Below are 22,767 nucleotides of genomic sequence, written 5' to 3'. Positions count from 1 at the left end.
CCCCACCGCGAACGGTGGGGCCCTTCGACATCGTGCCCGGTGAGGCACTGGCGGAGGATACGAGGCTCCGAATCTTTCTCGGGATGAGCGGACTCGACCGAGCCAAGTTCCTCCGCAAGCTGGGCCAGGCTGCCGGTGAGACGCCATCCGCTTACCGCTGGGCCGGTGCGCCACCGGTTTCGGCGCAGGTGACCGCTCTGGCCACGGTGGCAGCAGCGGCTCGATCAGCACCCACATTCGTCGTCCACGACCCACGGCTGAGTCGTCACACCCTGTCGAACCGTCGGATCGTCACAACAGTTACGTCCGGCCAGGGCACTTCAACGAGATCCTGTTACGAGCTCTACGGGTGATTTCTCCGCAAGCCACTCGTGACCTGCGACCTGGTCGGGCACTCCGCCTGTTACAACGAGGTGGTGATGGTCATTGTGCCCATGTCCGAGCCGGCAGCCTCGCGCCCTCCTCCGCGTGGAATGGATGGCTGCGCGCCAGCGCGGAAGCGGCATGGAGGCGCGCCCGGGGTACTCGGGGAGCGTGGTGAGCACGGATGACGAATTCTGTGCTGCTGAAGCTGCGTGACCTGCGCGACTCACTTCCCACGCACTCGGACGGGCGCCTGACGGACCTCTGCGCGCTGGGCTGCCTGGCGATGGTGCCGCTCGCGCTTCTCGCGCACCAGCTGCTCCTGCCCAAGTACTTCTACGACAGTATGACCCTGCAGAGCATCGCGACAGGGCAGTACGCGCCGCTGGACGACACCAGCTTCCTTTACGTGGGCCGACTCTACAAGGCACTGGGAATGGCCCGCTCCGCGTTCGCTGCCGGTGCGTTCGGCCTGGTCCTGGCGATGCTGGGACTGTGGGCGTCACTGCGACGTGCCCGCGGACGGCTCACCCTCGGCGCTGTCTTCCTCGTAGTGATCTACGTCGGATTGGCCAGTGTCTACCTCAGCCAGTTTTCCAAGGACGTATGGGTGCTGCCGGTCACGCTCGTCGTCCTGCTCGCTCCGGCCGGCTGGCGCGGCGACCTGCTGGTCGTGGGCGCCGGCTTGCTCTACGCCGTGTTCCTCCGGCAGTACTGGTTCCTCGTCCTTGGGCTTTGGCTGGTACTTCGGCTGCTGATGAGATGGCGCACCGACCGGCGCTTGGTGCTGCTCACGGTGGTGGTCTTCACGGTGGCAGCCACGACCGTGGCCCCGCTGGTGCTCGGTGCGCCCCTGCAGTCCGTGCGGACCACGGTCAACCTCGGCAGATCCGGCTCGGCGGACGCGGTCACCGCGGTCCCCCCGGTGTCTCTCGGCTCCGGGCCCGTGGCGGACAGCGCAGAGAATCTTGTCACGCTCGCGCAGCTCGTGGTGCCGACGCCCCTGGCTGCCCAAGCCTCCCCGGTCTACCTGGTCTGCCTGGTGCTCATCGCGTGCATCTGGCTGTGCTTTGGCATCGCCGTCCTCGGCCCGCGGGACCGCCTGCTCTGCCGCCATGCAGACGCGCCCCCTGACGACCGAGCGATCCGTTGCGCGATGCTGGCGATCGCGTTCCTGACCACGCAAAGCTACTTCGAGCCTGATTACGGCTCCTATCTCAAGCACCTGTCGCCGGTTCTACCGCTGGTGATCACAGCGGCGTTGGGATGGCCGGGATCGCCCTTCCTCCGACCATCCCGGCCGGGCGGCTCTGGGCGGGCGGACACCGTCCGCTGTCCGCCCCAGAGCCGCCGGCCCACAGGGAGGACTCACCCGTCGCAGCGAGCGCGCGGCGAGCGCCGATTAAAGGCCCTGGCGTGGGATTGATCGATGCCGGTGGCGACCGAGAGCGTCGCTGTGGGATGTGAGAGGGAACCGTGACTTTGATCGACTACATGCGCAGCTTCGTCCGGAACTGGATCGTCCTGCTTGTGGGGCTGCTGCTCGGCGCCGGGGTCGGGGCAGGGGTGGCCAAGGCAAGCCCTCCTCAGTACACGGCCACCACCCAGCTGTTCATCAGCAGCAGCGGAGCGGCCGCCGACGTCACCACAGCCGCGGCCGGCAACACGTTGTCGCTGGCCCGGACCACGGCTTACGTGGAACTGCTGACCTCGCAGGAGTTCGCCGCGCGGCTGACCCACTCGCTGGGCCTGGACCTGACCCCGCAGCAGGTTTCGAAGGAGATCGCCCCCTTGGTGGTGGCGAGCACCCCGATCATCAACGTCACGGTCACGGACGCGTCCCCCCATCGGGCGCTGCGCATCGCCCAGGGTATCGACCGGCAGTTCAACGCACTGCTGCGGCAGGTGGAGGGGGTCACTTCCAAGAGCCGTGCCCCGGTCAGGATCACCGTCACCGAGACTCCTACGCTCCCTACCGTCCCGTCCTCGCCCAATCTGCCACTCTCCTTGGAGATCGGTGCACTGGTCGGCCTGGTGGTGGCCATGATCCTCGCGGTGATGCGGGACCGCCTCGACAAGCGAGTGCACAATGATGTGGCCGCGGCCACGGCTGCGGGGGCCCCCGTGCTGGGCCTGATCCCGAAGGACGCAGAAGCGGCGCGCCGTCCACTCGGTCCGCTGGCGCATTCCCGGTTCGCCGAGGCGGTGCAGGTGGTGGCCAGCAACCTGCGCTTCGTGATGGTCGACGCCTCCCCCGGCGCGCTGCTGGTCACCAGCCCCAACCTGGGGGAGGGGACGACGACCACCGCGCTCAGCGTGGCCCACGCCCTCGCCGAGTCCGGACGCCGGGTGCTTGTCGTGGACGCCAACCTGCGCTCACCCGGTGTGGCCCCCCTCCTCCGGCTGGCCGAGGACCGTGGACTGGCCCAGGTCCTCGCCGGCCAGATGCCGGTCGAGCAGGCACTGCAGAGCGCTGACGGCCACTTTGCCGTCCTGGGCGCGGGTACTCCGCCGCCCAACCCCACCCAGCTGCTGTCCGGGCCGGTCATGGCCGAGTTGCTCGCCGAGCTGGTGAACCAGTACGAGGTCGTCGTCCTCGACTCCCCAGCACTGTTGCGGTTCGCCGACACCGCCAATCTGGCGGGGCTCGCCGGCGGAGTACTGCTGTGCACGCGCTGGGGGGCGACCACCTCGCCGCAGATCACCCGCAGCCGGGAGCTCTTGGACCGTGCCCGCGCCCGGATCCTCGGCGTCGTCACGACCTTCACGCCCCCGGGCCGAGGCCCGCACGGCGCCGGGGCCGACGGGAGCGCCGCCGCCGAGCCGGCCCGGGCCCTGCCCGCCGCGCGCCAGGAGACTGGTTTCGGCGACGGCGTGGAGGGCGGCGACGCGCAGCGAGGTCGCCCCCTTCTCGGACAGAGTCGTCCAGGGACGTGAGGGGACCTTGAGGGTTCAGGAAAGCGACAGCAAAGACAAAGGGCGCCCCGTGGCCGCGTTGATCCGCACATGTGCCCTCCTGGGGAGCGGGCTCGTCCTGGTGGTCCTCACCGCCGTGGTCGCGGTCCACGTCCTCCGCGGCGCCGAGGCGAGGCCTCCGGCTTACTCGCCGGGCAGACCAACGGAATCTCCCTCGCCGGGCAGGCCAACGGAATCTCCCTCGCCGAACAGGGCAACGGAATTCGGCTTCAACGCCGGCCTCCGGGACAGCCACTCGATCAGTGATGTCGGACGGTTCAAGGCCAATGTGGACGACCTGGTTGCGAACGGCCAGACCTGGCTCCGCATCGGGATCGCCAGCTGGGTGGTCTCCAACGGGGGGAGCGTCGACAAAATCACGTGGTCCGATCAGGGGCTGGCCGCCTACGACCAGGCCCTGTCATACGCCCGTAGTAAGGGCCTGCACGTTTTTCTGGTGACCAGCGGCGCCCCCGACTGGGCGCAGAACTTCTCTTTCGCGGACTACGTGAAGGTGTCGAGGGACTACTGGACCTTCCTGGCTCAGCGCTACCGGGACGACGTAAACGTCTGGCAGGTGTTCAACGAGGCCGACGGCAGCGACTTCCGCCAGTTCAAGCCGTTGGGTGTGAATGGGCTGTCCTCCTCCTACCTGGACCAGCTGAAAGTGCTCATCGAGACCGCGGGCGCCGTGATCCACCGGGCCAACCCGCACATCAAGGTCACCACCAACGCCAGCGGCTACCCCATGAACGACGCGGAACAAGCCGACTGGTTCCGCTACTTCGACGTTCTGGCACCGGTGCTGGACATGGTGACCGTCGACGTCTACCCGGACACGAATAGCGTTGAGATCGACAAGCTCGGTTCCCGCATCGCCACTTTGCAGGCGCGCTACAACATGCCGGTCAGCATCGGGGAAATCGGCCTTCCGACCTGCCGGGGCTGCAACTCCGAGATGGATCAGCGCATCTACATGCCACGGGTCATCGCCTCGCTGAAGAAGGGGGCACCGGCGGTGATCTTGTACTACCTCCTGCAGGACAGGGGTGACGACTCCTTCGGGATCATCCGCGCCGACGGAACCCACAAGCTCGCCTATGACGCCATCATGAAGGCGATGCGCTAAAAGACGCCATCCGCGCACCGCTGGGCGGGCTTGATCAGTCGAACACGGTTCTGGGCCTCCTGGTAGCTCGGGGTTGCGATCCCAACCGAGCAGGCCGGGTGACGGAAGCCGGGGCAGAGCTGGACGCTCCAGGCCTGGCTGGAGCACTGGGTCGAGAACATCGCCAAGCCGTACGTCTCCGAGAACACGTACGACGGGTACGAGGTCGACGTACGCGTGCACCTGGTGCCCGGCCTCGGTGCCCACAGCTCGACCGCCTGGAGCCCGAGCACTTGGAGCGCTTCTACCGGAAGAGGCAGGACTCCGGGAGCTCCGCCGGCACCGCCCATCACGTCCACCGGACGATCCGGGTCGCCCTCGGTGAGGCGGTGCGGCGCGGACACGTCCCGACGAACGCGGCGGAGATCGCCAAGGCCCCGCGGCTCGAAGAGGTTCAGAGCCTGCTCGTCGAAGCAGCCAAGCTCCGCAACAGCGTGCGGTGGGTCGTCGCCCCCGCTCTCGGGCTGCGGCAACGTGAAGCGCTCGGGTTGCACTGGGTGCGCACGGCTGCGGTGCCGACCTGTGCGGCCGAAAGGCGGGCTACTGCCCCAAGCGGGAGCAGACACGGCGTGAGCACAAGTCCACCAAGTCCCGGGCCGGACGGCGCACCATCGGCCTGCCCGACCCGCTGATCAAGATTTTGCGACAGCACCAGGAAGCTCAGGAGCGGGAGCAGATCGCGGTCGGCGCCGACTGGGAAGGCAAGGGATACGTCTTCGCCTCGCCGACCGGCGGGCAGCTGAGTCCGAACACCGACTTCCACGTCTGGAAGCGCCTGCTTCGAGACGCTGGTGTCCGGGACGGCCGCCTGCACGACGCTCGGCACACCGCCGGTCGTGATCGACTCGATCATGGGCTGGGAGCCCGGGGGAGCGGCTCGCATGCGGGCGATGTACATGCACGTGACGGGGGTCATGCTCCGCAAGGTCGCCCAGCAGGTCGGTGACGCGCTCTGGACGCCGCCCGGCTCCGAGGAAAAAGCCAACCGAGACGGAAACTGAGACGGACAACGTCGAAGGGCCCCACCGCAAGCGGTGGGGCCCTTCGACATCGTGCCCGGTGAGGCACTGGCGGAGGATACGAGATTCGAACTCGTGAGGGGTTGCCCCCAACACGCTTTCCAAGCGTGCGCCCTAGGCCTCTAGGCGAATCCTCCGCCGGAAACATTACATGACCGAGGGGAGTGCTCGCGAACTCGTTCAGGCAGGCACGCATCGGGTACTCTGTGCGCAGCCCCTCACGCGGCGCTATCTGACTGAACTCCCCCAGGGCCGGAAGGCAGCAAGGGTAGGTCGGCTCTGGCGGGTGCGTGGGGGGCCCTTGTGTTTGCGGGCGGGCCGGGTTGTCAGTGGGCGCCTATAACCTCGTATGCGTGTCGTCTCTCGCGCTGTACCGCCGCTATCGCCCGGAGACCTTTGCCGAGGTCATCGGGCAGGAGCATGTCACCGACCCGCTGCAGCAGGCGCTGCGGAACAACCGGGTCAATCACGCGTACCTGTTCAGCGGACCGCGCGGGTGTGGCAAGACGACCAGCGCGCGCATCCTGGCCCGCTGTCTGAACTGTGAGCAGGGTCCCACGCCGACGCCCTGCGGCGAGTGCCAGTCCTGCCAGGACCTGGCCAGGAACGGCCCGGGCTCCATCGACGTCATCGAGATCGACGCCGCCTCCCACGGTGGCGTGGACGACGCCCGTGAGCTGCGCGAAAAGGCTTTCTTCGGGCCCGCGAGCAGCCGGTACAAGATCTACATCATCGACGAGGCCCACATGGTCACGTCGGCCGGCTTCAACGCGCTGCTGAAGGTCGTCGAGGAGCCGCCGGAGCACCTCAAGTTCATCTTCGCCACGACCGAGCCCGAGAAGGTCATCGGAACCATTCGGTCGAGGACCCACCACTACCCCTTCCGGCTCGTGCCGCCCGGCACGCTCCGGGACTACCTCGCCGAGGTGTGCGGGCGGGAGAACATCCCGGTCGAGGAGGGCGTGCTCCCGCTCGTCGTCCGCGCCGGTGCCGGATCCGTGCGTGACTCCATGTCCGTCATGGACCAGCTCCTCGCCGGTGCCCGGGAGGAGGGTGTGACGTATGCCATGGCCACCTCCCTCCTCGGGTACACCGACGGCTCCCTCCTCGACTCCGTCGTGGAGGCCTTCGCCACCGGTGACGGGGCCGCCGCCTTCGAGGTCGTCGACCGCGTCATCGAGGGGGGCAACGATCCCCGCCGCTTCGTCGCCGACCTGCTGGAGCGGCTGCGGGACCTGGTGATCCTCGCCGCCGTGCCCGACGCGGTGGACAAGGGCCTCCTCGACGCCCCGGCCGACGTCCTGGAGCGCATGCAGGCCCAGGCCTCCACCTTCGGCGCCGCCGAACTGAGCCGCGCCGCCGACCTCGTCAACGAGGGCCTCACGGAGATGCGCGGCGCCACCTCGCCCCGTCTTCAGCTCGAGCTCATCTGCGCGCGCGTGCTGCTCCCCGCCGCCTACGGCGACGAGCGCTCCGTCATGGCCCGCCTCGACCGGCTGGAGCGCGGCATCAGCTTCACGGGCGGTGGTGGCGCGCCCGCCATGGGGTACGTGCCCGGGCCCGAGGCTCACGGGGCCCCCGGCCAGGGCGGCGGTGCGCCGGTTCCGCCGGGCGGCGGCGCCGGGGCTGCCTCCCTTCCGCCGGGCGGCGGCGCCGCGGCGGCTCGGGCGGCCGTGCGGGGGCAGGGGGCTCCGAGCGGACCGAGTGCGCCGAGTGGACCGAGTGCGCCGAGCAGTCCTGGCCCCGCTGGGGCTGGTGCTTCTCCGCCCGCGCCCGTGCCTGCGTCGGCGCCTGCGGCCGCCGCGGCTCCGGCGGCCGGTGAGGCTCCCGCGTCAGCTCCCGCCCCTGCCGCCGCCTCCGCTCCGGCGACCGGTGCCGGGCAGGCCCCCGGTGCCTGGCCCACCGCCGCTCCCGCGGGGGGCGGCCGGCGGCCCGGTGGCTGGCCCACGGCCGCGCCCGCCGGTGGCAGTGGCCGGCCGGCTCCGGCGTCCGGCGCGGGCAGTCCGGCCGGTGCGGGGAGTCCGGCCGGTCCCGGTGGATCCGCCGGCCCGGGTGGACCCGCCGGGTCACGTCCCGCCGCCCCGGCCGCCCCGCCGCCGGCGCCCGACGCGTACGCGCCGCCGGCCGGCGGTCTCGACCCGCGCATGCTCTGGCCGAACATCCTGGAGGCCGTGAAGAACCGTCGCCGCTTCACCTGGATCCTGCTCAGCCAGAACGCCCAGGTGGCCGGCTTCGACGGCACCACGCTCCAGATCGGCTTCGTCAACGCCGGCGCCCGGGACAACTTCGCGAGCAGCGGCAGCGAGGACGTACTGCGCCAGGCGCTGGCCGAGCAGTTCAACGTGCAGTGGAAGATCGAGGCGATCGTCGATCCCTCGGGCGGTTCCGCGCCCCCGCCCACCGGCGGCTCGCCGGGCTACGGCGGAGGCGGCGCAACGGGCTACAGCGGTTCGGGCGGCGGCGGCTACGGCGGCGCACCGGCCGGTGGCGGATACGGCGCCCCCGCCGCTCCCCGCCCGGCAACGGCAGCGTCGCAGCCGACCGCGCCCGCGCCCAGCGCACCCCACGGCGGCGCCCCGGCCCCGGCCACACCTTCTCGGCAACCGGCCCCCGCGCCCGAGCCGGCGCCGGTGGCCCCCGAGGACGACATCCCCGAGGACGACGACCCCGACCTCGACGAGTCGGCCCTGTCGGGACACGAGCTGATCGTGCGGGAGCTGGGCGCGACGGTGGTCGAGGAGTTCTCGAACGAGTAGGCGCCGCGGGCGGGCGCCTCGGAACGGCACACCCGCGTGCCCCGCGCCTTGTAGGAATACACAGGAAGCCCGGCCCCCGGGCTTCGGCGACCTTGCCAGTAGGCTGAGCCCCGTGAAGGTCCTCGTCATCGGCAGCGGCGCCCGCGAACACGCCCTGTGCCGCTCCCTGTCCCTCGACCCCGACGTCACCGCGCTGTACTGCGCACCCGGCAACGCCGGCATCGCCGAGGTCGCCGAGCTGCACCAGGTCGACGCGCTCGACGGCAAGGCCGTGGCCGCGCTGGCCGGCGACCTCGGTGCCGACCTCGTCGTCGTCGGCCCGGAGGCCCCGCTGGTCGCCGGTGTGGCCGACGCCGTGCGCGAGGCGGGCATCCCGGTGTTCGGCCCTTCCCAGGAGGCGGCGCAGCTCGAAGGGTCCAAGGCCTTCGCCAAGGACGTCATGGCGGCGGCCGGGGTACCGACCGCGCGGTCGTACGTCTGCACGACGGCGGACGAGGTGGCCGAGGCCCTCGACGCGTTCGGCGCCCCCTACGTCGTCAAGGACGACGGCCTCGCCGCCGGCAAGGGCGTCGTGGTCACCTCCGACCTCGACGCCGCCAAGGAGCACGCGGCCGCCTGCGAACGAGTCGTCATCGAGGAGTTCCTCGACGGCCCCGAGGTCTCCCTCTTCGCCGTCACCGACGGGCAGACCGTCGTACCGCTCCAGCCCGCCCAGGACTTCAAGCGCGCCCTGGACGGCGACGAGGGGCCGAACACGGGCGGCATGGGCGCGTACACGCCGCTGCCGTGGGCCGATCCCCACCTCGTCGACGAGGTGCTGCGGACGGTGCTGCAGCCGACCGTGGACGAGATGCGCCGCCGGGGCACGCCCTTCTCCGGGCTGCTCTACGCCGGTCTCGCGATCACCTCGCGCGGCGTGCGCGTCATCGAGTTCAACGCCCGCTTCGGCGACCCCGAGACCCAGGTGGTGCTGGCCCGCCTGAAGACCCCGCTCGGCGGTCTCCTGCTGGCCGCGGCAAGCGGCACCCTCGCCGACCTCGAGCCGCTGCGCTGGAGCGAGGACGCGGCCGTCACCGTCGTCGTCGCCTCGCACAACTACCCCGGCACCCCGCGCACCGGCGACCCGATCACCGGTCTGGACGAGGTGGCCGCCGAGGACGCCCCGCACGCCTACGTCCTGCACGCCGGGACGAAGCGGGACGGGGACGCCGTCGTCAGCGCGGGCGGGCGCGTGCTGTCCGTCACCGCGACCGGCAAGGACCTCGCCGAGGCGCGCGAGCGGGCGTACCGGGCGGTGGGCCGTATCGGCCTCGAGGGCTCGCAGCACCGCACGGACATCGCGGCGCGGGCCGCAGGCGCCTGACCTGCCCCTCACTCCGCCCAGGCCCCGGACGCAAATCCGGGGCCTGATCATTGCTGTCTGTCGCCCAGCTCTGACCAAAGCCATTCCATCGAGTGAGCAATCCCCCATCCGGCTGACGGGGCCCGAGGCCCCAACTAGGGTGCGGCGCAAGCGTTCCGGCACTTGGCCCACCGGCATTGCGATGTCAGTGGCGGGTGCCACAGTGGGGGAGTGAGCAACGCCAGGACAGCGGGGGATCGGCAGGGAGGGGGTGAGGTCCGCTCATGACCGGAATCGGGGTGGAGCTGGGTGCGCAGGCGGCGCGCTCGCGGGCCCTGGCCGTGCTGCGCGTCCGGGGCCGGGCGCTGGGTGTGGCCCTGCTGCCCGCCGCCGCCGAGGTGATCCTGCTGACCGGCGGCTCCACCGGCCGTCTCACCGGTCCGGGCTGGGACGCCGCCCGCTGGGCCGTGGGCGTACCGGCCGTGCTGGTCCTGCTGGCCGCCGCCGGCGTCGCCCTGGTCGTGGCCCGCGCCCGTCCCGCCGTGAGCCCCACGGTCCCGATCCCGGAGGCCTCCGCCCCGGACCTGTACCGGCTGGTGCGTGATCTGGCCGACCGGCTCGACGTGCCGGTGCCCTCGGCCATAGCGCTCACCCCGGACTGCGACAGCTGGCTGGAGGACCGCACCCATCCGGCTCACGGCCCGCCTCGTGGGACGGAGCGGGAGCCGGAGCGGGAGGGGACCGGCGTCGAGCAGGTGTCCGAGGCCCTCGGCCACGCATCCGGGTCCGGCGCCGGCTCGCGGTCCGCGGCCGGGCCCGCATCCGGAGGCGGCCCGGGGCTCGGCATCGGCGGGCACCGGCGGGCCATGACGGCTCCCGTCCTGGTCATCGGCTCCCCGTTCCTGTGGTGGATGCGCGTCGGCGAGCTGCGGGCGGTCCTCGCCCCGGTCGTCGCCGGTACGGGGCCCTCGGCGCACCCGGACATAGCCGCCGCCCGGCGCTTCGTGCGGGGCCTGGACGCGGCCGTGGCCGTCGCCTCGACCCCGGGCCGCTGTCCGCTGACCCGGGGCGTGTGCGCGGTGCTCGGCTGGGTCGCCCGGCTGCTGCTGCGCGGCTGCCGAGAGCACGCGGCGCTGATGGAGCGGGGGGTCGCGGCGGCGGCCGCCGAGCGCGCGCAGGCCGTGGACTACGGGCTGCGGATCGTCGCCCAGGAGCAGGTCGGCCTCGCCTATGCGGGCTGGGACCGGCTGCTCACCAGGGTCGCGCTGCCCGCCTGGCGCATGGGCCGCTGGCCCTCCCGGCTGGACGCGGGCGTCGTGGCGGCACTCACCGAGTTGTCCCGGCGCGACCGCCTGGCGGAGGGCTTCGCGTCCCGGCTCGGTGAGCGGCCCGCCTGCGATCTGCTGGAGGAGCCCGGCGCGGTCGACGAGGCGGCGTCCCTGCTCGCCGCCCGCCTCTTCCACGGCGGCCCGGCGGAGTGCGGACGGGACTGGACGCCGGTGGACTGGCAGGCGTACCCGGAGGAGGTCGTGGACCGCACCTGGCGCGCCGACGCGGCCCGCCTGCACCGCGTCCTGGACTCCCTCGGCGTCCGCCCCACCCTCGACCCGGGCGCCCCCGGCCCCGGCGGCCCCACCCTCTCCCGAGTCCTCGACCACCTGACCGAGCAGCCACCTTCCGGCCGGACGGGGGCGGCGGGGAGTGCCGCCGGTGGGGCTGTCGCCTCCGGTGCGGGGACGAGGGGCGTGGACGATCCCGCCGCGCCTGTCACGGCCACGGATGCCGACGGCGAGCAGGCGCCCGCCCCAGGAGCCCGGGCCGACCGTGACTCCCGAGAGCACGCAGCGGCCCAAGCAGGCACGGTCGACGCCCCACCCACCCCGGTCGACGCCCCGGCAGCCCCGGACGACTACGACGCCCAGCCCTCCGCCGCCACCTACCCCGACGAGGACGCCGACGAGGACGCCGCCCCCGGTACCGAGCGCAGTGCCGCTCTCGCCGCCGGGCTCACCGCCGCGCTGGCCCGGGAGGAGGGCGGGGCGCCGGGAGGGGCGAGTGCCGGCGGGCAGGTTCTGGACAGTGCGCTGTGGGACGACGGCGCGTTGCCGCTGGTCCCGCTCCAGCCCCCGCGCACGGCCCGTGAGGTCCTCGCCGACCACGTCACGGCGATGGTGTGCTGCGCGGCCATAGACACGGCGGGCGCGGCTCCGGCCCTCGACTGGCTCGACGGTCCCGCCCTGCTGGTGGGCGGGGAGAGAGCCGCCGACCTCGCGCCGAAGGTCCTCACCCTGATCGAGGAGGGAGACCCGGGCCCGCTGCGCGACTGGCTGGCCGCATCGGGCATACGCCCGGAGAAGCCGGTCCGGCTCGTCTGACGCCGCTCGCCCGAGACCCCCGCAGGCGCGTACCACGCCCCCGTCATACCGGAGCTCCGTCTTCCACTTCAGGTCAATTCGCAACGAATAGTGACCGCCCCCGTGCGTAATGTGATGTGCTGGGACCGACCGCGCACATGGCAAGCGCATACGACATACGACAGCGCGCCCAAGCACCGCCGCCAAGCACTGCCGTAGAGCACCACCGAGCACCGCCGATCAGCCGCACAGCACCACGCACAGCCGAGCACCGTCGAGCACCACCGTCACCAACGGGGGCATGAGGGAGGGGAGCGACCATGGCCTCGGACCACATCCGCCGCTGGGAGTCCGGAGCACTCGCGCACGCCGTCACGGACCCCTTCGGCCAGGGCCCCGTCCCCTGGCTGCGCGGCAGTGAGACCTACTTCGACGACACGGGACACGTCGTGCCCTGGTACGTCGACCCGAGCCCGCAGCAACCGGCCGGCGAGAGGCCGCGCGTGCCGGCGCCGCGGTCGTCCGGTGCAGGTCCGCGCTCCGCGGACGACGTGCACCGCCAGATCAAGGGCTTCACCTCCACCGGAGCGGTGAGCCCGGGGCAGGCGATCGACTTCCACATCACGGTCGACCCACCCCAGCAGTTCAGCGTGGACATCTACCGCATCGGTCACTACGCCGGTGACGGTGCGGCCAAGATCACCACCAGCCCCCGCCTGTCGGGCATCGTCCAGGCCCCGCCGCTGGCCGCCGACCGCACGGTCTCCTGCCACCACTGGTGGCTGTCCTGGCGCCTGCAGGTGCCCTCGCACTGGAGCGTCGGCGCCTATGTGGCCGTGCTCACCACCGCCGACGGGTACCGCTCCCACGTGCCCTTCACGGTCCGCGACGACCGTCCCGCCGACCTGCTCCTGCTGCTGCCGGACATCACCTGGCAGGCCTACAACCTGTATCCGGAGGACGGCCGCACGGGTGCCAGCCTCTACCACGCCTGGGACGAGAAGGGCCGGCTGCTCGGCGAGGCCGACGCGGCGACCACGGTCTCCTTCGACCGGCCGTACGCCGGCGCGGGCCTGCCGCTGCACGTCGGGCACGCCTACGACTTCATCCGCTGGGCCGAGCGCTACGGCTACGACCTGGCCTACGCCGACGCCCGCGACCTGCACGCCGGCCGCGTCGACCCCGCGCGGTACCGGGGCCTGGTCTTCCCGGGCCACGACGAGTACTGGTCGGTGCCGATGCGCCGAGCCGTCGAGGAGGCCCGCGACCACGGCACCTCGCTGGTCTTCCTCTCCGCCAACACCATGTACTGGCAGGTGGAGCTGGGCCCGTCGCCGTCCGGCGTCCCCGACCGGCTGCTGACCTGCCGCAAGCGCAAGGGACCCGGCAGGCCGGTGCTGTGGCGGGAGATCGACCGGCCCGAGCAGCAACTGGTCGGCATCCAGTACGCGGGCCGGGTGCCGGAGCCGCATCCGCTGATCGTGCGCAACGCCGGCCACTGGCTGTGGGACGCGACCGGCGCGCACGAGGGGGACCGGATCGAGGGCCTGGTCGCCGGCGAGGCCGACCGGTACTTCCCGCGCACTCCGCTGCCCGACCACGAGGAGCGCATCCTGCTCGCCCATTCGCCGTACACCGACGGCGACGGCGCCCTGCGCCACCAGGAGACCTCCCTGTACCGGGCGCCGTCCGGCGCCTGGGTGTTCGCCTCCGGCACCTTCGCCTGGTCCCCGGCCCTGGACCGCCCCGGCCATGTGGACCCCCGGATCCAGCGGGCCACGGCGAACCTCCTGGACCGCATCTGCAAGCGCGACTGACCCCTGACCGAAACCGATCACCCCCATAAGGGAGAATCGAGGCACTTGGACAGAACCACGGGGAGGAACCGTGTCCGGATTCGTAGAGAAGCCCGAGCCGATCCAGGTTCCGGGTTTGGTGCACCTGCACACCGGAAAGGTGCGCGAGCTGTACCAGAACGAGGCGGGCGACCTCGTGATGGTCGCCAGCGACCGCATGTCCGCCTACGACTGGGTGCTGCCCACGGAGATCCCCGACAAGGGCCGCGTCCTCACGCAGCTCTCCCTGTGGTGGTTCGACCAGCTGCGCGACCTGGCCCCCCACCACGTGCTCAGCACCGAGCTCCCCGAGGGCGCCCCCGCCGACTGGGCGGGCCGCACGCTGGTCTGCAAGTCCCTGCGGATGGTCCCGGTCGAGTGCGTGGCCCGCGGCTACCTCACGGGCTCGGGCCTGCTGGAGTACAACGAGTCCCGGACCGTCTGCGGCCTCGCCCTCCCCGAAGGCCTCGTCGACGGCTCGGAGCTGCCCGCCCCGATCTTCACCCCGGCCACCAAGGCCGAGGTCGGCGAGCACGACGAGAACGTCTCCTACGAGGAGGTCGCCCGCCAGGTCGGCGCCGAGACGGCGGCCCAGCTGCGCCAGGCGACCCTGGCGGTGTACTCGCGAGCCCGGGACATCGCCCGTGACCGGGGGATCATCCTGGCCGACACGAAGTTCGAGTTCGGCTTCGACGGCGACACGCTCGTCCTCGCCGACGAGGTGCTCACCCCGGACTCCTCCCGCTTCTGGCCGGCCGACCAGTGGACGCCGGGCCGGGCGCAGCCGTCGTACGACAAGCAGTACGTCCGGGACTGGCTGACCTCGGCCGAGTCGGGCTGGGACCGCAAGAGCGAGCAGCCTCCGCCGGCGCTGCCGGAGAGCGTCGTGGCGGCCACCCGGGCGAAGTACGTGGAGGCCTACGAGCGGCTGACGGGCATGAGCTGGGCGTCGTAACGCCGGGCAACGCGAAAGGCCCCCGGGAAACCGGGGGCCTTGCTGTGTGGAGCGGACGACGAGGCTCGAACTCGCGACCTCAACCTTGGCAAGGTTGCGCTCTACCAACTGAGCTACGTCCGCGTTGCGCCGTGGCGCGAGAGCAACTATACCCAACCTCGCGGGCGGGGGAGACACCCCTCGGCGTGAGCGTTCTCGCACCCGGCCGGAGCGCACGAGAAGGAGTCGGAGCACACGAGAAGACCCCGGCCCACTGGACCGGGGTCTTCTTCCCGAGCGGACGACGAGGCTCGAACTCGCGACCTCAACCTTGGCAAGGTTGCGCTCTACCAACTGAGCTACGTCCGCACTGCTCCCGACCGGCTCCCACCGATCGGTGCGAGCACCAGCCTACCTGATCCACAAGAGTGGTCGTGACCGGCGCTGGAGCGGGTGACAGGAATTGCACACTGCGCCTTCCCCCTGGAAGGGGGATGTTCTACTACTGAACTACACCCGCACGGTCCGTGGGATCCGGCCTTCCGGCCTCGCCCCTCGGCGTGTCCCAGACATTAGCTGATCAGCAGGGGGGTTGCGCAAGTCGGTTCCCTTAGGGCCCCCGCCGGCCGGCGCCCCGGCCCGGGGCGGAGCCGGCCGCACGGGCAACTGCACGGCCCTCAGGGCCCGCTGACGGGCCCTGAGGACAGCCCCTTCGCGGGCTCACTGCGCGGCGCTGAACGCCTCGTAGACCTTCTTCGGGATGCGTCCGCGCGCCGGTACGTCCATCTTGTTCGCCTGGGCCCAGGCGCGGACGGCCGCCGGGTCGGGGGCGACCTCCGTCTGCCTGTACGCCTTGCCGGACCGTGACCGCTTGCGGCCGGCCTCCACGTAGGGCGCGAGCGCCTTGCGCAGCTTCTTGGCGTTGGTTTCGTTCAGGTCGATCTCGTACGACTTGCCGTCGAGTCCGAAGGCGATCGTTTCCGCCGCTTCCGAGCCGTCGATGTCGTCAAAGAGAGTGACCACGACCTTTTGCGCCACGAATATCGGTCCCTTCGTGCGGCACGTCGATACAGCTCATCGGCGATGACGTGCCGAGTATCGGCTATTGCCAATTCATTTGTACAGTGCCCGGCAATGCAAAGTGAAGCCCGACTAAATCCGCCCGCGTGTCCCCGTGCAATACCTGTCGCGGGTGGACCTGGGGAACTTTCCCAGAACTTTTCGCGGAGACCCCCGCTCGTCACCCGATCGTGATGCGAGTCACGTAGTTTCCTACAACTCTATGCGCGTAGAAATTTTGTGCGGGTAGTCTGAAGGGACCTGCTCAGCACCACACACCGGGAGTGCCAGTGGCACGCGTCGTAGTCGACGTCATGCTCAAGCCGGAGATCCTCGACCCCCAGGGCCAGGCGGTCCAGCGTGCGCTGCCGCGCCTGGGATTCGACGGGATCTCGGACGTACGTCAGGGAAAGCGTTTCGAACTGGAAGTTGACGGTCCGGTCGACGAGGCCGCGCTCGCCCGCATCCATGATCTTGCGGAATCCTTCCTCGCCAACACCGTGATCGAGGACTTCACCGTGAAGGTGGAAGACACCGCGGAAGCCGTGGAGGCGGCCAAGTGACCGCTCGTATTGGCGTCGTCACTTTCCCGGGCAGCCTCGACGACCGGGACACGCAGCGCGCGATCCGTATCGCGGGTGCGGAACCCGTCGCCCTGTGGCACAAGGACAAGGACCTCAAGCAGGTCGACGCCGTGGTCCTGTGCGGCGGTTTCTCCTACGGCGACTACCTGCGGGCCGGTGCCATCGCCCGCTTCTCGCCGGTGATGGACACCGTCATCGAGCAGGCCAGGGCCGGACTCCCGGTCCTCGGTATCTGCAACGGCTTCCAGATCCTCACCGAGGCCCACCTCCTCCCGGGCGGGATGCTCGGCAACGACCACCTCCACTTCATCTGCCGCGACCAGAAACTGCGGGTGGAGAACGCGGAGACCTCATGGACCAGCGACTACCGCGCGGGCCAGGAGATCCACATTCCGCTGAAGAACATGGACGGCCGGTACGTCGCCGACCGGTACACCCTGGACAAGCTGGAGGCCGAGGGGCGCGTCGCCTTCCGGTACCTCGACTTCAACCCGAACGGCTCGCTCAACGACATCGCCGGCATCACCAACGAGGCCGGCAACGTCGTGGGCCTCATGCCGCACCCGGAGCACGCCGTGGAGCCGCTCATCGGCACCGGCCGCACCGACGGCCTCCCCTTCTTCACCTCGATCCTCAAGAAGCTGGTCAACGCATGAGCCGGACGCCTCTGGACACGGTCGAGCACGCGGCCGCGACCCCCGACGTCGAGCTGCCCTGGGCCGAACTCGGCCTGAAGAAGGACGAGTACGAGCGGATCGTGGAGATCCTCGGCCGCCGCCCGACCGGCGCCGAGCTCGCCATGTACTCGGTCATGTGGTCCGAGCACTGCTCGTACAAGTCCTCCAAGGTCCACCTGCGCCAGTTCGGCGAGAAGGCGCCGCAGAGCGACGCGCTGCTCGTCGGCATCGGCGAGAACGCCGGCGTGGTGGACGTCGGCCAGGGCTACGCCGTGACCTTCAAGGTCGAGTCGCACAACCACCCGTCCTACGTCGAGCCCTACCAGGGCGCGGCCACGGGCGTCGGCGGCATCGTGCGCGACATCATCGCGATGGGCGCCCGCCCGGTGGCCGTCGTGGACCCGCTGCGCTTCGGCGCCGCCGACCACCCCGACACCAAGCGGGTCCTCCCGGGTGTCGTCGCCGGCATCGGCGGCTACGGCAACTGCCTGGGCCTGCCCAACATCGGCGGCGAGGTCGTCTTCGACGCCTGCTACCAGGGCAATCCGCTGGTCAACGCCGGTGCCATCGGCGTGATGCGGCACGAGGACATCCACCTCGCCAAGGCCTCCGGCGCGGGCAACAAGGTCGTCCTGTACGGCGCCCGCACGGGCGGCGACGGCATCGGCGGCGCGTCGATCCTGGCGAGCGAGACCTTCGACGACGCCAAGCCGTCGAAGCGCCCCGCCGTGCAGGTCGGCGACCCCTTCCAGGAGAAGCTCCTCATCGAGTGCACCCTGGAGGCCTTCCGGGAGAAGCTGGTCGTCGGCATCCAGGACCTGGGCGCGGCGGGCCTGTCCTGCGCCACCTCCGAGCTGGCGTCGAACGGCTCGGGCGGCATGCGGGTGACGCTCGACGACGTACCCCTGCGCGACTCGACGCTCTCCCCCGAGGAGATCCTCATGAGCGAGTCGCAGGAGCGCATGTGCGCGGTCGTGGAGCCGGAGAAGGTCGACCGGTTCCTGGAGATCTGCGAGAAGTGGGACGTCATCGCCACCGTCATCGGTGAGGTCACCGACGGCGACCGCCTCGAGATCTACTGGCACGGCGGCAAGATCGTCGACGTCGACCCGCGCACGGTGGCGCACGAGGGCCCGGTCTACGAGCGCCCGTACGCACGCCCGGAGTGGCAGGACGCCCTCCAGGCCGACGACGCGGGCAAGCTGCCGCGCCCGGCCACGGCCGAGGAGCTGAAGGACCAGGTCCTGAAGCTGGTGGCGTCGCCGAACCAGGCGTCGAAGAAGTGGATCACCTCGCAGTACGACCACTTCGTGCAGGGCAACACCGTCCTCGCCCAGCCCGAGGACTCGGGCATGATCCGGGTGGACGAGGAGACCGGCCTCGGCGTCGCCATCGCCACGGACGGCAACGGCCGCTACGCGAAGCTGGACCCGTACACCGGCGCCCAGCTGGCGCTGGCGGAGGCCTACCGCAACGTGGCCACCACGGGTGCCAGGCCGCTCGCCGTCTCCGACTGCCTGAACTTCGGCTCGCCCGAGGACCCGGCGGTGATGTGGCAGTTCGCGGAGGCCGTCCGCGGTCTCGCCGACGGCTGCCGGCAGCTCGGCACGCCGGTGACCGGCGGCAACGTCTCGCTGTACAACCAGACCGGCGAGGTGGCCATCCACCCGACCCCGGTCGTCGCGGTCCTCGGCGTCATCGACGACGTGGCCCGGCGCACGCCGGTCGCCTTCCAGGAGGAGGGCCAGCTGATCTACCTCCTCGGCGACACGCGTGAGGAGTTCGGCGGTTCGGCCTGGTCGCAGGTCGTCCACGACCACCTCGGCGGCCTGCCGCCCAAGGTGGACCTGGAGCGTGAGCGGCTGCTGGCCGACATCCTGATCTCCGCCTCCCGCGACGGCATGATCGACTCCGCGCACGACCTGTCCGACGGCGGTCTGATCCAGGCGGTCGTGGAGTCCGCGCTGCTCGGCGGCGTGGGCGCGCGTCTGGTCGTGCCGGACGGGCTGGACGCCTTCACCTTCCTGCTGTCCGAGTCGGCCGGCCGCGCGATCGTCGCGGTGCCGCGCTCGGAGGAGGTCCGCTTCACCGACATGTGCGGTGCGCGGGGGCTTCCGGCCACCCGTATCGGTGTCGTGGACGGCGACGCTGTGGAGATCCAGGGCGCGTTCTCGCTGTCCCTCGCGGAGCTGCGCGAGGCGCACGAGGGGACGATCCCGGCGCTGCTGGCGTGACTTCGCCGAGTGAAGGCCCCGTCCGGGACTCCGGGCGGGGCCTTCCTCATGCGGCCAGGGTCTGCTCCGCCGGCGGCTCGGCCGTGACGGGAGGAGCCTTCGGCAGGCGCAGGGCGAGCAGGAGGCACAGGGCCATCACCCCGGCCCCGCACAGGAACACCGTGTCCATGGCGGAGACGTACGCCGCCACGCCCTCGGTGTGGGCCGTGCCGCGCAGGGCGGCCAGGGAGCCGGCGTACACGCCGCCCGCAACGCGCTCATCGAGGAGCACCACCGCCGTGTCGCCGAGGGCGAGAGCCACGAGCAGGTCGCCGCCGACGCCGCCGAGCGCGCCCGGCAGGCCTTCGACCTGGTCGAAAAAGGGCTCAGGGACTACGCCGTGAAGGCATAGGCTCACACCATGCCACCGGCCAAGAAGCGCGCCCGCAGCTACGACCCCGCCAGGACCCGCGCCGCGGTCCTCGCCCAGTTCGCAAACGTCCGGGAGGCCGTGCGCGGCCTAGGCCCCGAGCCGCTCGGCCTGCCCACCCGGCTCGGCGCGTGGACCGTACGCGATCTGATCGCGCACCACGGCATGGCGCTCACCGCCGTGCACCGCGCCCTGGCCCGGCCGGCCCCGCCCCAGCAGAACGTGACGGCCGTCGAGTGGCCCTTCGCCACCGCCGCCAAGGCCACCGCGATCGCCGAGTTCACCCACGACCTCGCCGCGGCGCACCCCGACCTCGACGCCTACCTCGCCGAGGTCGAGCAGTCCCTGCGCGCACTCCTCGACCAGCACCCCGGCAGCCGGCTCCTGGCGACCAATGCGGGCGCGCTGCCCCTGGACGACTACCTCGTCACCCGGACCGTCGAGCTCGTCGTCCACACCGACGATCTCAACGCCGCCGTACCGGGCCTGGACGTGCCGTACGACCGGCACGCCCTGGCCACCGCCACCCGGCTGCTCGCCGACGCCCTCGCCGTCAAGGCGCCCGGCGGCTCCACCGAGGTGCGCGTGCCGCCGTACGCCGTCGTGCAGTGCGTGGAGGGGCCCCGGCACACCCGAGGCACCCCGCCCAACGTCGTGGAGACCGACCCGCTGACCTGGGTCCGGCTCGCCACTGGGCGTCTGACCTGGAAGGACGCCGTGGCCGACGCCCGGGTCAGCGCCAGCGGCGAACGAGCGGACCTGGGTGGGCTGCTCCCCCTCATGGCCTAGGGAAGCCGCCGGGAGTCCCGTCGGGAAATCCCGTGGGGAACCCGTCGGGAACCGGGAGTACGCTCCGCCCGTCGAACCGGTATGAACCGGTACAAGCAGCGCATGACCCTGCGGGCGCTGGCCGTGCTCGTCCCGCTGATGGTGGCCTGCGGAGGCCAGGGGGCGGACAGTGGTGCCATGAGCGTTCAGCAGCCCCTGACCGGGACCGACTGGCGGGTCGACAGCCTCACCGTCGGCGGCACGACCCAGCACGCGCCCGCCGCCGCGCACCTGCGCATCGGCACGGACGGCAAGGCGGCCGGGAACCTCGGCTGCAACCAGTTCAGCGCGCGGGTCACCGTCCACGGCGACCGGATCACCTTCGGGGACATCCGGGCGACCAAGATGGCCTGCGACCCCCGGCGCATGGACTTCGAACGCGCCTTCGCCCGCACCCTCACCACCGGCACGCTCACCGCCCGCTCCGCCGACGGGAAACTGACCCTCACGGACGGCGACGGCGACCGCGTGCAGCTCAGCCACCGGGCACCCGGATGATGTGCGACACCTCACTCACGCAGGCGGCGACCAGTCTTGTGAGAACGGACCGGCAGCTGCCGGGCCACTGACGGACAACCTACGCAAACCCTGCTGACCTGCGGAAACCAGGAAACCGACAAGGTGATCGGCACGCCGTCCCCGGGCGCCGGGGGGCCGGTCGGGCATTCCCCAATTCGGACCAGTGGTCGACCTCGCCTACACTCGGTGGCGTGCCACGTGGTGACGGTCGACTCAATCACGATCTGCTTCCCGGCGAAAAGGGCCCCCAGGACGCTTGCGGCGTCTTCGGTGTCTGGGCTCCGGGTGAAGAGGTCGCAAAGCTCACGTACTTCGGGCTCTACGCCCTCCAGCACCGGGGTCAGGAATCCGCGGGAATCGCGGTCAGCAACGGCTCCCAGATCCTCGTCTTCAAGGACATGGGCCTGGTCTCCCAGGTCTTCGACGAGACCTCGCTCGGTTCGCTCCAGGGTCACATCGCGGTCGGACACGCCCGCTACTCGACCACCGGCGCCTCCGTGTGGGAGAACGCCCAGCCGACGTTCCGGGCCACCGCGCACGGCTCGATCGCGCTCGGCCACAACGGCAACCTGGTCAACACCGCCCAGCTCGCCGAGATGGTCGCCGACCTGCCGAACGACAACAACAGCCGCTCCTCCCGCGTCGCGGCCACCAACGACACCGACCTGCTGACGGCCCTGCTGGCCGCCCAGGTCGACGAGGACGGCAAGCCGCTGACCATCGAGGACGCCGCCCACCAGGTCCTCCCGCGGGTCAAGGGCGCCTTCTCGCTCGTCTTCATGGACGAGCACACCCTCTACGCAGCCCGTGACCCGCAGGGCATCCGCCCGCTGGTCCTCGGCCGGCTGGAGCGCGGCTGGGTGGTCGCCTCCGAGACCGCCGCCCTGGACATCACCGGCGCCAGCTTCGTCCGGGAGATCGAGCCGGGCGAGTTCGTCGCCATCGACGAGAACGGCCTGCGCACCTCCCGATTCGCGGAAGCGAAGCCCAAGGGCTGTGTCTTCGAGTACGTGTACCTGGCCCGCCCGGACACCGACATCGCCGGCCGGAACGTGTACCTCTCCCGGGTGGAGATGGGCCGCCGCCTGGCCAAGGAGGCCCCGGTCGAGGCCGACCTGGTCATAGCGACCCCGGAGTCCGGCACCCCGGCCGCCATCGGCTACGCGGAGGCCTCCGGCATCCCCTTCGGTGCCGGTCTGGTGAAGAACGCCTACGTCGGCCGGACCTTCATCCAGCCCTCGCAGACCATCCGCCAGCTCGGCATCCGGCTGAAGCTGAATCCGCTGAAGGAAGTCATCAAGGGCAAGCGCCTGGTCGTCGTGGACGACTCCATCGTGCGCGGCAACACCCAGCGGGCCCTGGTGCGGATGTTGCGCGAGGCCGGCGCCGCCGAGGTCCACATCCGGATCTCCTCGCCGCCCGTGAAGTGGCCCTGCTTCTTCGGCATCGACTTCGCCACGCGCGCGGAGCTGATCGCCAACGGCATGAGCATCGAAGAGATCGGCACCTCGCTCGGCGCCGACTCGCTGGCGTACATCTCCATCGACGGCATGATCGAGGCGACCACCATCGCCAAGCCGAACCTGTGCCGCGCCTGCTTCGACGGCGAGTACCCGATGGAGCTGCCGGACCCCGAGCTGCTCGGCAAGCAGCTGCTGGAGACCGAGCTGGCCGCCGGCCCGGCCGCGACGGCCGCCACCGACGCGATCCGCCGCCCGTAACACCCTGCAC

The 22,767-nt window shown here is 71.2% G+C and carries 16 protein-coding genes, 4 tRNA genes, 1 other RNA gene and 1 pseudogene; 16 read left to right on the top strand and 6 right to left on the bottom strand.

The features are described from left to right. Positions 1 to 559: 559 nt before the first annotated feature. From ACZ404_RS23225 to ACZ404_RS23210, 4 genes and pseudogenes are all read left to right on the top strand, one after another. Entirely contained in the window at positions 560 to 1,789 is a 1,230-nt protein-coding gene (locus tag ACZ404_RS23225; protein ID WP_468442816.1) for a hypothetical protein, read from the top strand. A gap of 50 nt (positions 1,790 to 1,839) precedes the next feature. After that, positions 1,840 to 3,300, top strand: a complete 1,461-nt coding sequence (locus ACZ404_RS23220; protein ID WP_468442814.1) for a tyrosine-protein kinase domain-containing protein — start codon at positions 1,840 to 1,842, stop codon at positions 3,298 to 3,300. Positions 3,301 to 3,349: 49 nt separating this feature from the next. Next, positions 3,350 to 4,447 carry a cellulase family glycosylhydrolase gene (locus ACZ404_RS23215; protein ID WP_468442812.1) on the top strand — a complete coding sequence of 366 codons (1,098 nt, stop codon included), beginning with the start codon at positions 3,350 to 3,352 and terminating at the stop codon, positions 4,445 to 4,447. A gap of 102 nt (positions 4,448 to 4,549) precedes the next feature. Beyond that, positions 4,550 to 5,487: pseudogene (locus ACZ404_RS23210) on the top strand (tyrosine-type recombinase/integrase); the annotation flags it as partial. 67 nt (positions 5,488 to 5,554) lie between these two features. Here the strand turns inward: ACZ404_RS23210 and ACZ404_RS23205 are convergent. Next, positions 5,555 to 5,642: transfer RNA gene (locus ACZ404_RS23205), tRNA-Ser, on the bottom strand. Positions 5,643 to 5,715: 73 nt separating this feature from the next. On the opposite strand from ACZ404_RS23205, the gene ffs reads away from it, so the two are divergent. From ffs to ACZ404_RS23175, 6 genes are all read left to right on the top strand, one after another. Further along, positions 5,716 to 5,810: signal recognition particle sRNA small type (gene ffs / locus ACZ404_RS23200), an RNA gene on the top strand. Positions 5,811 to 5,858: 48 nt separating this feature from the next. Then, positions 5,859 to 8,261 carry a DNA polymerase III subunit gamma and tau gene (locus tag ACZ404_RS23195; RefSeq protein WP_468442810.1) on the top strand — a complete coding sequence of 801 codons (2,403 nt, stop codon included), beginning with the start codon at positions 5,859 to 5,861 and terminating at the stop codon, positions 8,259 to 8,261. A gap of 112 nt (positions 8,262 to 8,373) precedes the next feature. Then, a complete protein-coding gene (purD, locus tag ACZ404_RS23190) occupies positions 8,374 to 9,624 on the top strand; it encodes a phosphoribosylamine--glycine ligase (protein WP_468442808.1) in 1,251 nt (416 codons plus the stop codon). Positions 9,625 to 9,887: 263 nt separating this feature from the next. Continuing rightward, on the top strand, positions 9,888 to 11,978 hold the full coding sequence (locus tag ACZ404_RS23185; protein ID WP_468442806.1) for a hypothetical protein: 2,091 nt from the start codon (positions 9,888 to 9,890) through the stop codon (positions 11,976 to 11,978). A 299-nt stretch (positions 11,979 to 12,277) separates the two neighbouring features. Further along, positions 12,278 to 13,774: a N,N-dimethylformamidase beta subunit family domain-containing protein gene (locus tag ACZ404_RS23180; RefSeq protein ID WP_468442804.1), complete on the top strand. Its 1,497-nt coding sequence runs from the start codon at positions 12,278 to 12,280 to the stop codon at positions 13,772 to 13,774. Positions 13,775 to 13,844: 70 nt separating this feature from the next. Then, positions 13,845 to 14,747: a phosphoribosylaminoimidazolesuccinocarboxamide synthase gene (locus ACZ404_RS23175; protein ID WP_468442802.1), complete on the top strand. Its 903-nt coding sequence runs from the start codon at positions 13,845 to 13,847 to the stop codon at positions 14,745 to 14,747. Positions 14,748 to 14,794: 47 nt separating this feature from the next. On the opposite strand, the gene ACZ404_RS23170 is transcribed toward ACZ404_RS23175, so the two are convergent. From ACZ404_RS23170 to ACZ404_RS23155, 4 genes are all read right to left on the bottom strand, one after another. Beyond that, positions 14,795 to 14,870 (bottom strand) — tRNA-Gly (locus ACZ404_RS23170). A gap of 152 nt (positions 14,871 to 15,022) precedes the next feature. Further along, positions 15,023 to 15,095, bottom strand: a tRNA-Gly gene (locus ACZ404_RS23165). 76 nt (positions 15,096 to 15,171) lie between these two features. Continuing rightward, a tRNA-Gly gene (locus ACZ404_RS23160) sits at positions 15,172 to 15,246 on the bottom strand. A 200-nt stretch (positions 15,247 to 15,446) separates the two neighbouring features. Then, complete coding sequence (locus ACZ404_RS23155; protein ID WP_351208694.1) at positions 15,447 to 15,764, bottom strand: histone-like nucleoid-structuring protein Lsr2; 318 nt, start codon at positions 15,762 to 15,764, stop codon at positions 15,447 to 15,449. Positions 15,765 to 16,075: 311 nt separating this feature from the next. Between ACZ404_RS23155 and purS the strand changes: the two genes are divergently transcribed. Genes purS through purL form a run of 3 tightly spaced genes read left to right on the top strand, consistent with a single transcriptional unit; the run spans position 16,076 to position 19,280 of the window. After that, entirely contained in the window at positions 16,076 to 16,348 is a 273-nt protein-coding gene (gene purS / locus ACZ404_RS23150; RefSeq protein WP_468442799.1) for a phosphoribosylformylglycinamidine synthase subunit PurS, read from the top strand. Then, positions 16,345 to 17,025, top strand: a complete 681-nt coding sequence (gene purQ / locus ACZ404_RS23145) for a phosphoribosylformylglycinamidine synthase subunit PurQ (protein ID WP_468442797.1) — start codon at positions 16,345 to 16,347, stop codon at positions 17,023 to 17,025. Before purS ends, purQ begins: the two co-directional genes overlap by 4 nt. After that, positions 17,022 to 19,280: a phosphoribosylformylglycinamidine synthase subunit PurL gene (gene purL, locus ACZ404_RS23140; RefSeq protein ID WP_468442795.1), complete on the top strand. Its 2,259-nt coding sequence runs from the start codon at positions 17,022 to 17,024 to the stop codon at positions 19,278 to 19,280. Before purQ ends, purL begins: the two co-directional genes overlap by 4 nt. 46 nt (positions 19,281 to 19,326) lie before the next feature. Here purL and ACZ404_RS23135 read toward each other — a convergent pair whose 3' ends face one another. Beyond that, positions 19,327 to 19,677 carry a hypothetical protein gene (locus tag ACZ404_RS23135; protein WP_468442793.1) on the bottom strand — a complete coding sequence of 117 codons (351 nt, stop codon included), beginning with the start codon at positions 19,675 to 19,677 and terminating at the stop codon, positions 19,327 to 19,329. A 3-nt stretch (positions 19,678 to 19,680) separates the two neighbouring features. Between ACZ404_RS23135 and ACZ404_RS23130 the strand changes: the two genes are divergently transcribed. The 3 genes from ACZ404_RS23130 to purF all read left to right on the top strand — a co-directional run bounded on the left by ACZ404_RS23130 (position 19,681) and on the right by purF (position 22,757). Next, a complete protein-coding gene (locus ACZ404_RS23130; RefSeq protein ID WP_468442791.1) occupies positions 19,681 to 20,478 on the top strand; it encodes a maleylpyruvate isomerase family mycothiol-dependent enzyme in 798 nt (265 codons plus the stop codon). Positions 20,479 to 20,580: 102 nt separating this feature from the next. Continuing rightward, on the top strand, positions 20,581 to 21,015 hold the full coding sequence (locus ACZ404_RS23125; protein ID WP_468442789.1) for an META domain-containing protein: 435 nt from the start codon (positions 20,581 to 20,583) through the stop codon (positions 21,013 to 21,015). A gap of 212 nt (positions 21,016 to 21,227) precedes the next feature. Continuing rightward, entirely contained in the window at positions 21,228 to 22,757 is a 1,530-nt protein-coding gene (gene purF / locus ACZ404_RS23120; protein WP_468442787.1) for an amidophosphoribosyltransferase, read from the top strand. The last annotated feature ends 10 nt before the right edge of the window (positions 22,758 to 22,767 follow it).

The organism is Streptomyces sp. NPDC030798, from assembly GCF_055572275.1.
Note: the sequence above shows the minus strand (reverse complement) of the source record. Positions and strands in the feature narration are given on the sequence as shown.

Coding starts and splice junctions, on each gene's coding strand:
- ACZ404_RS23185 (WP_468442806.1), top strand. CDS start 9,888: ATGACCGGAATCGGGGTGGAGCTGGGTGCGCAGGCGGCGCGCTCGCGG.
- ACZ404_RS23180 (WP_468442804.1), top strand. CDS start 12,278: ATGGCCTCGGACCACATCCGCCGCTGGGAGTCCGGAGCACTCGCGCAC.
- purL (WP_468442795.1), top strand. CDS start 17,022: ATGAGCCGGACGCCTCTGGACACGGTCGAGCACGCGGCCGCGACCCCC.
- ACZ404_RS23130 (WP_468442791.1), top strand. CDS start 19,681: ATGCCACCGGCCAAGAAGCGCGCCCGCAGCTACGACCCCGCCAGGACC.
- ACZ404_RS23125 (WP_468442789.1), top strand. CDS start 20,581: ATGACCCTGCGGGCGCTGGCCGTGCTCGTCCCGCTGATGGTGGCCTGC.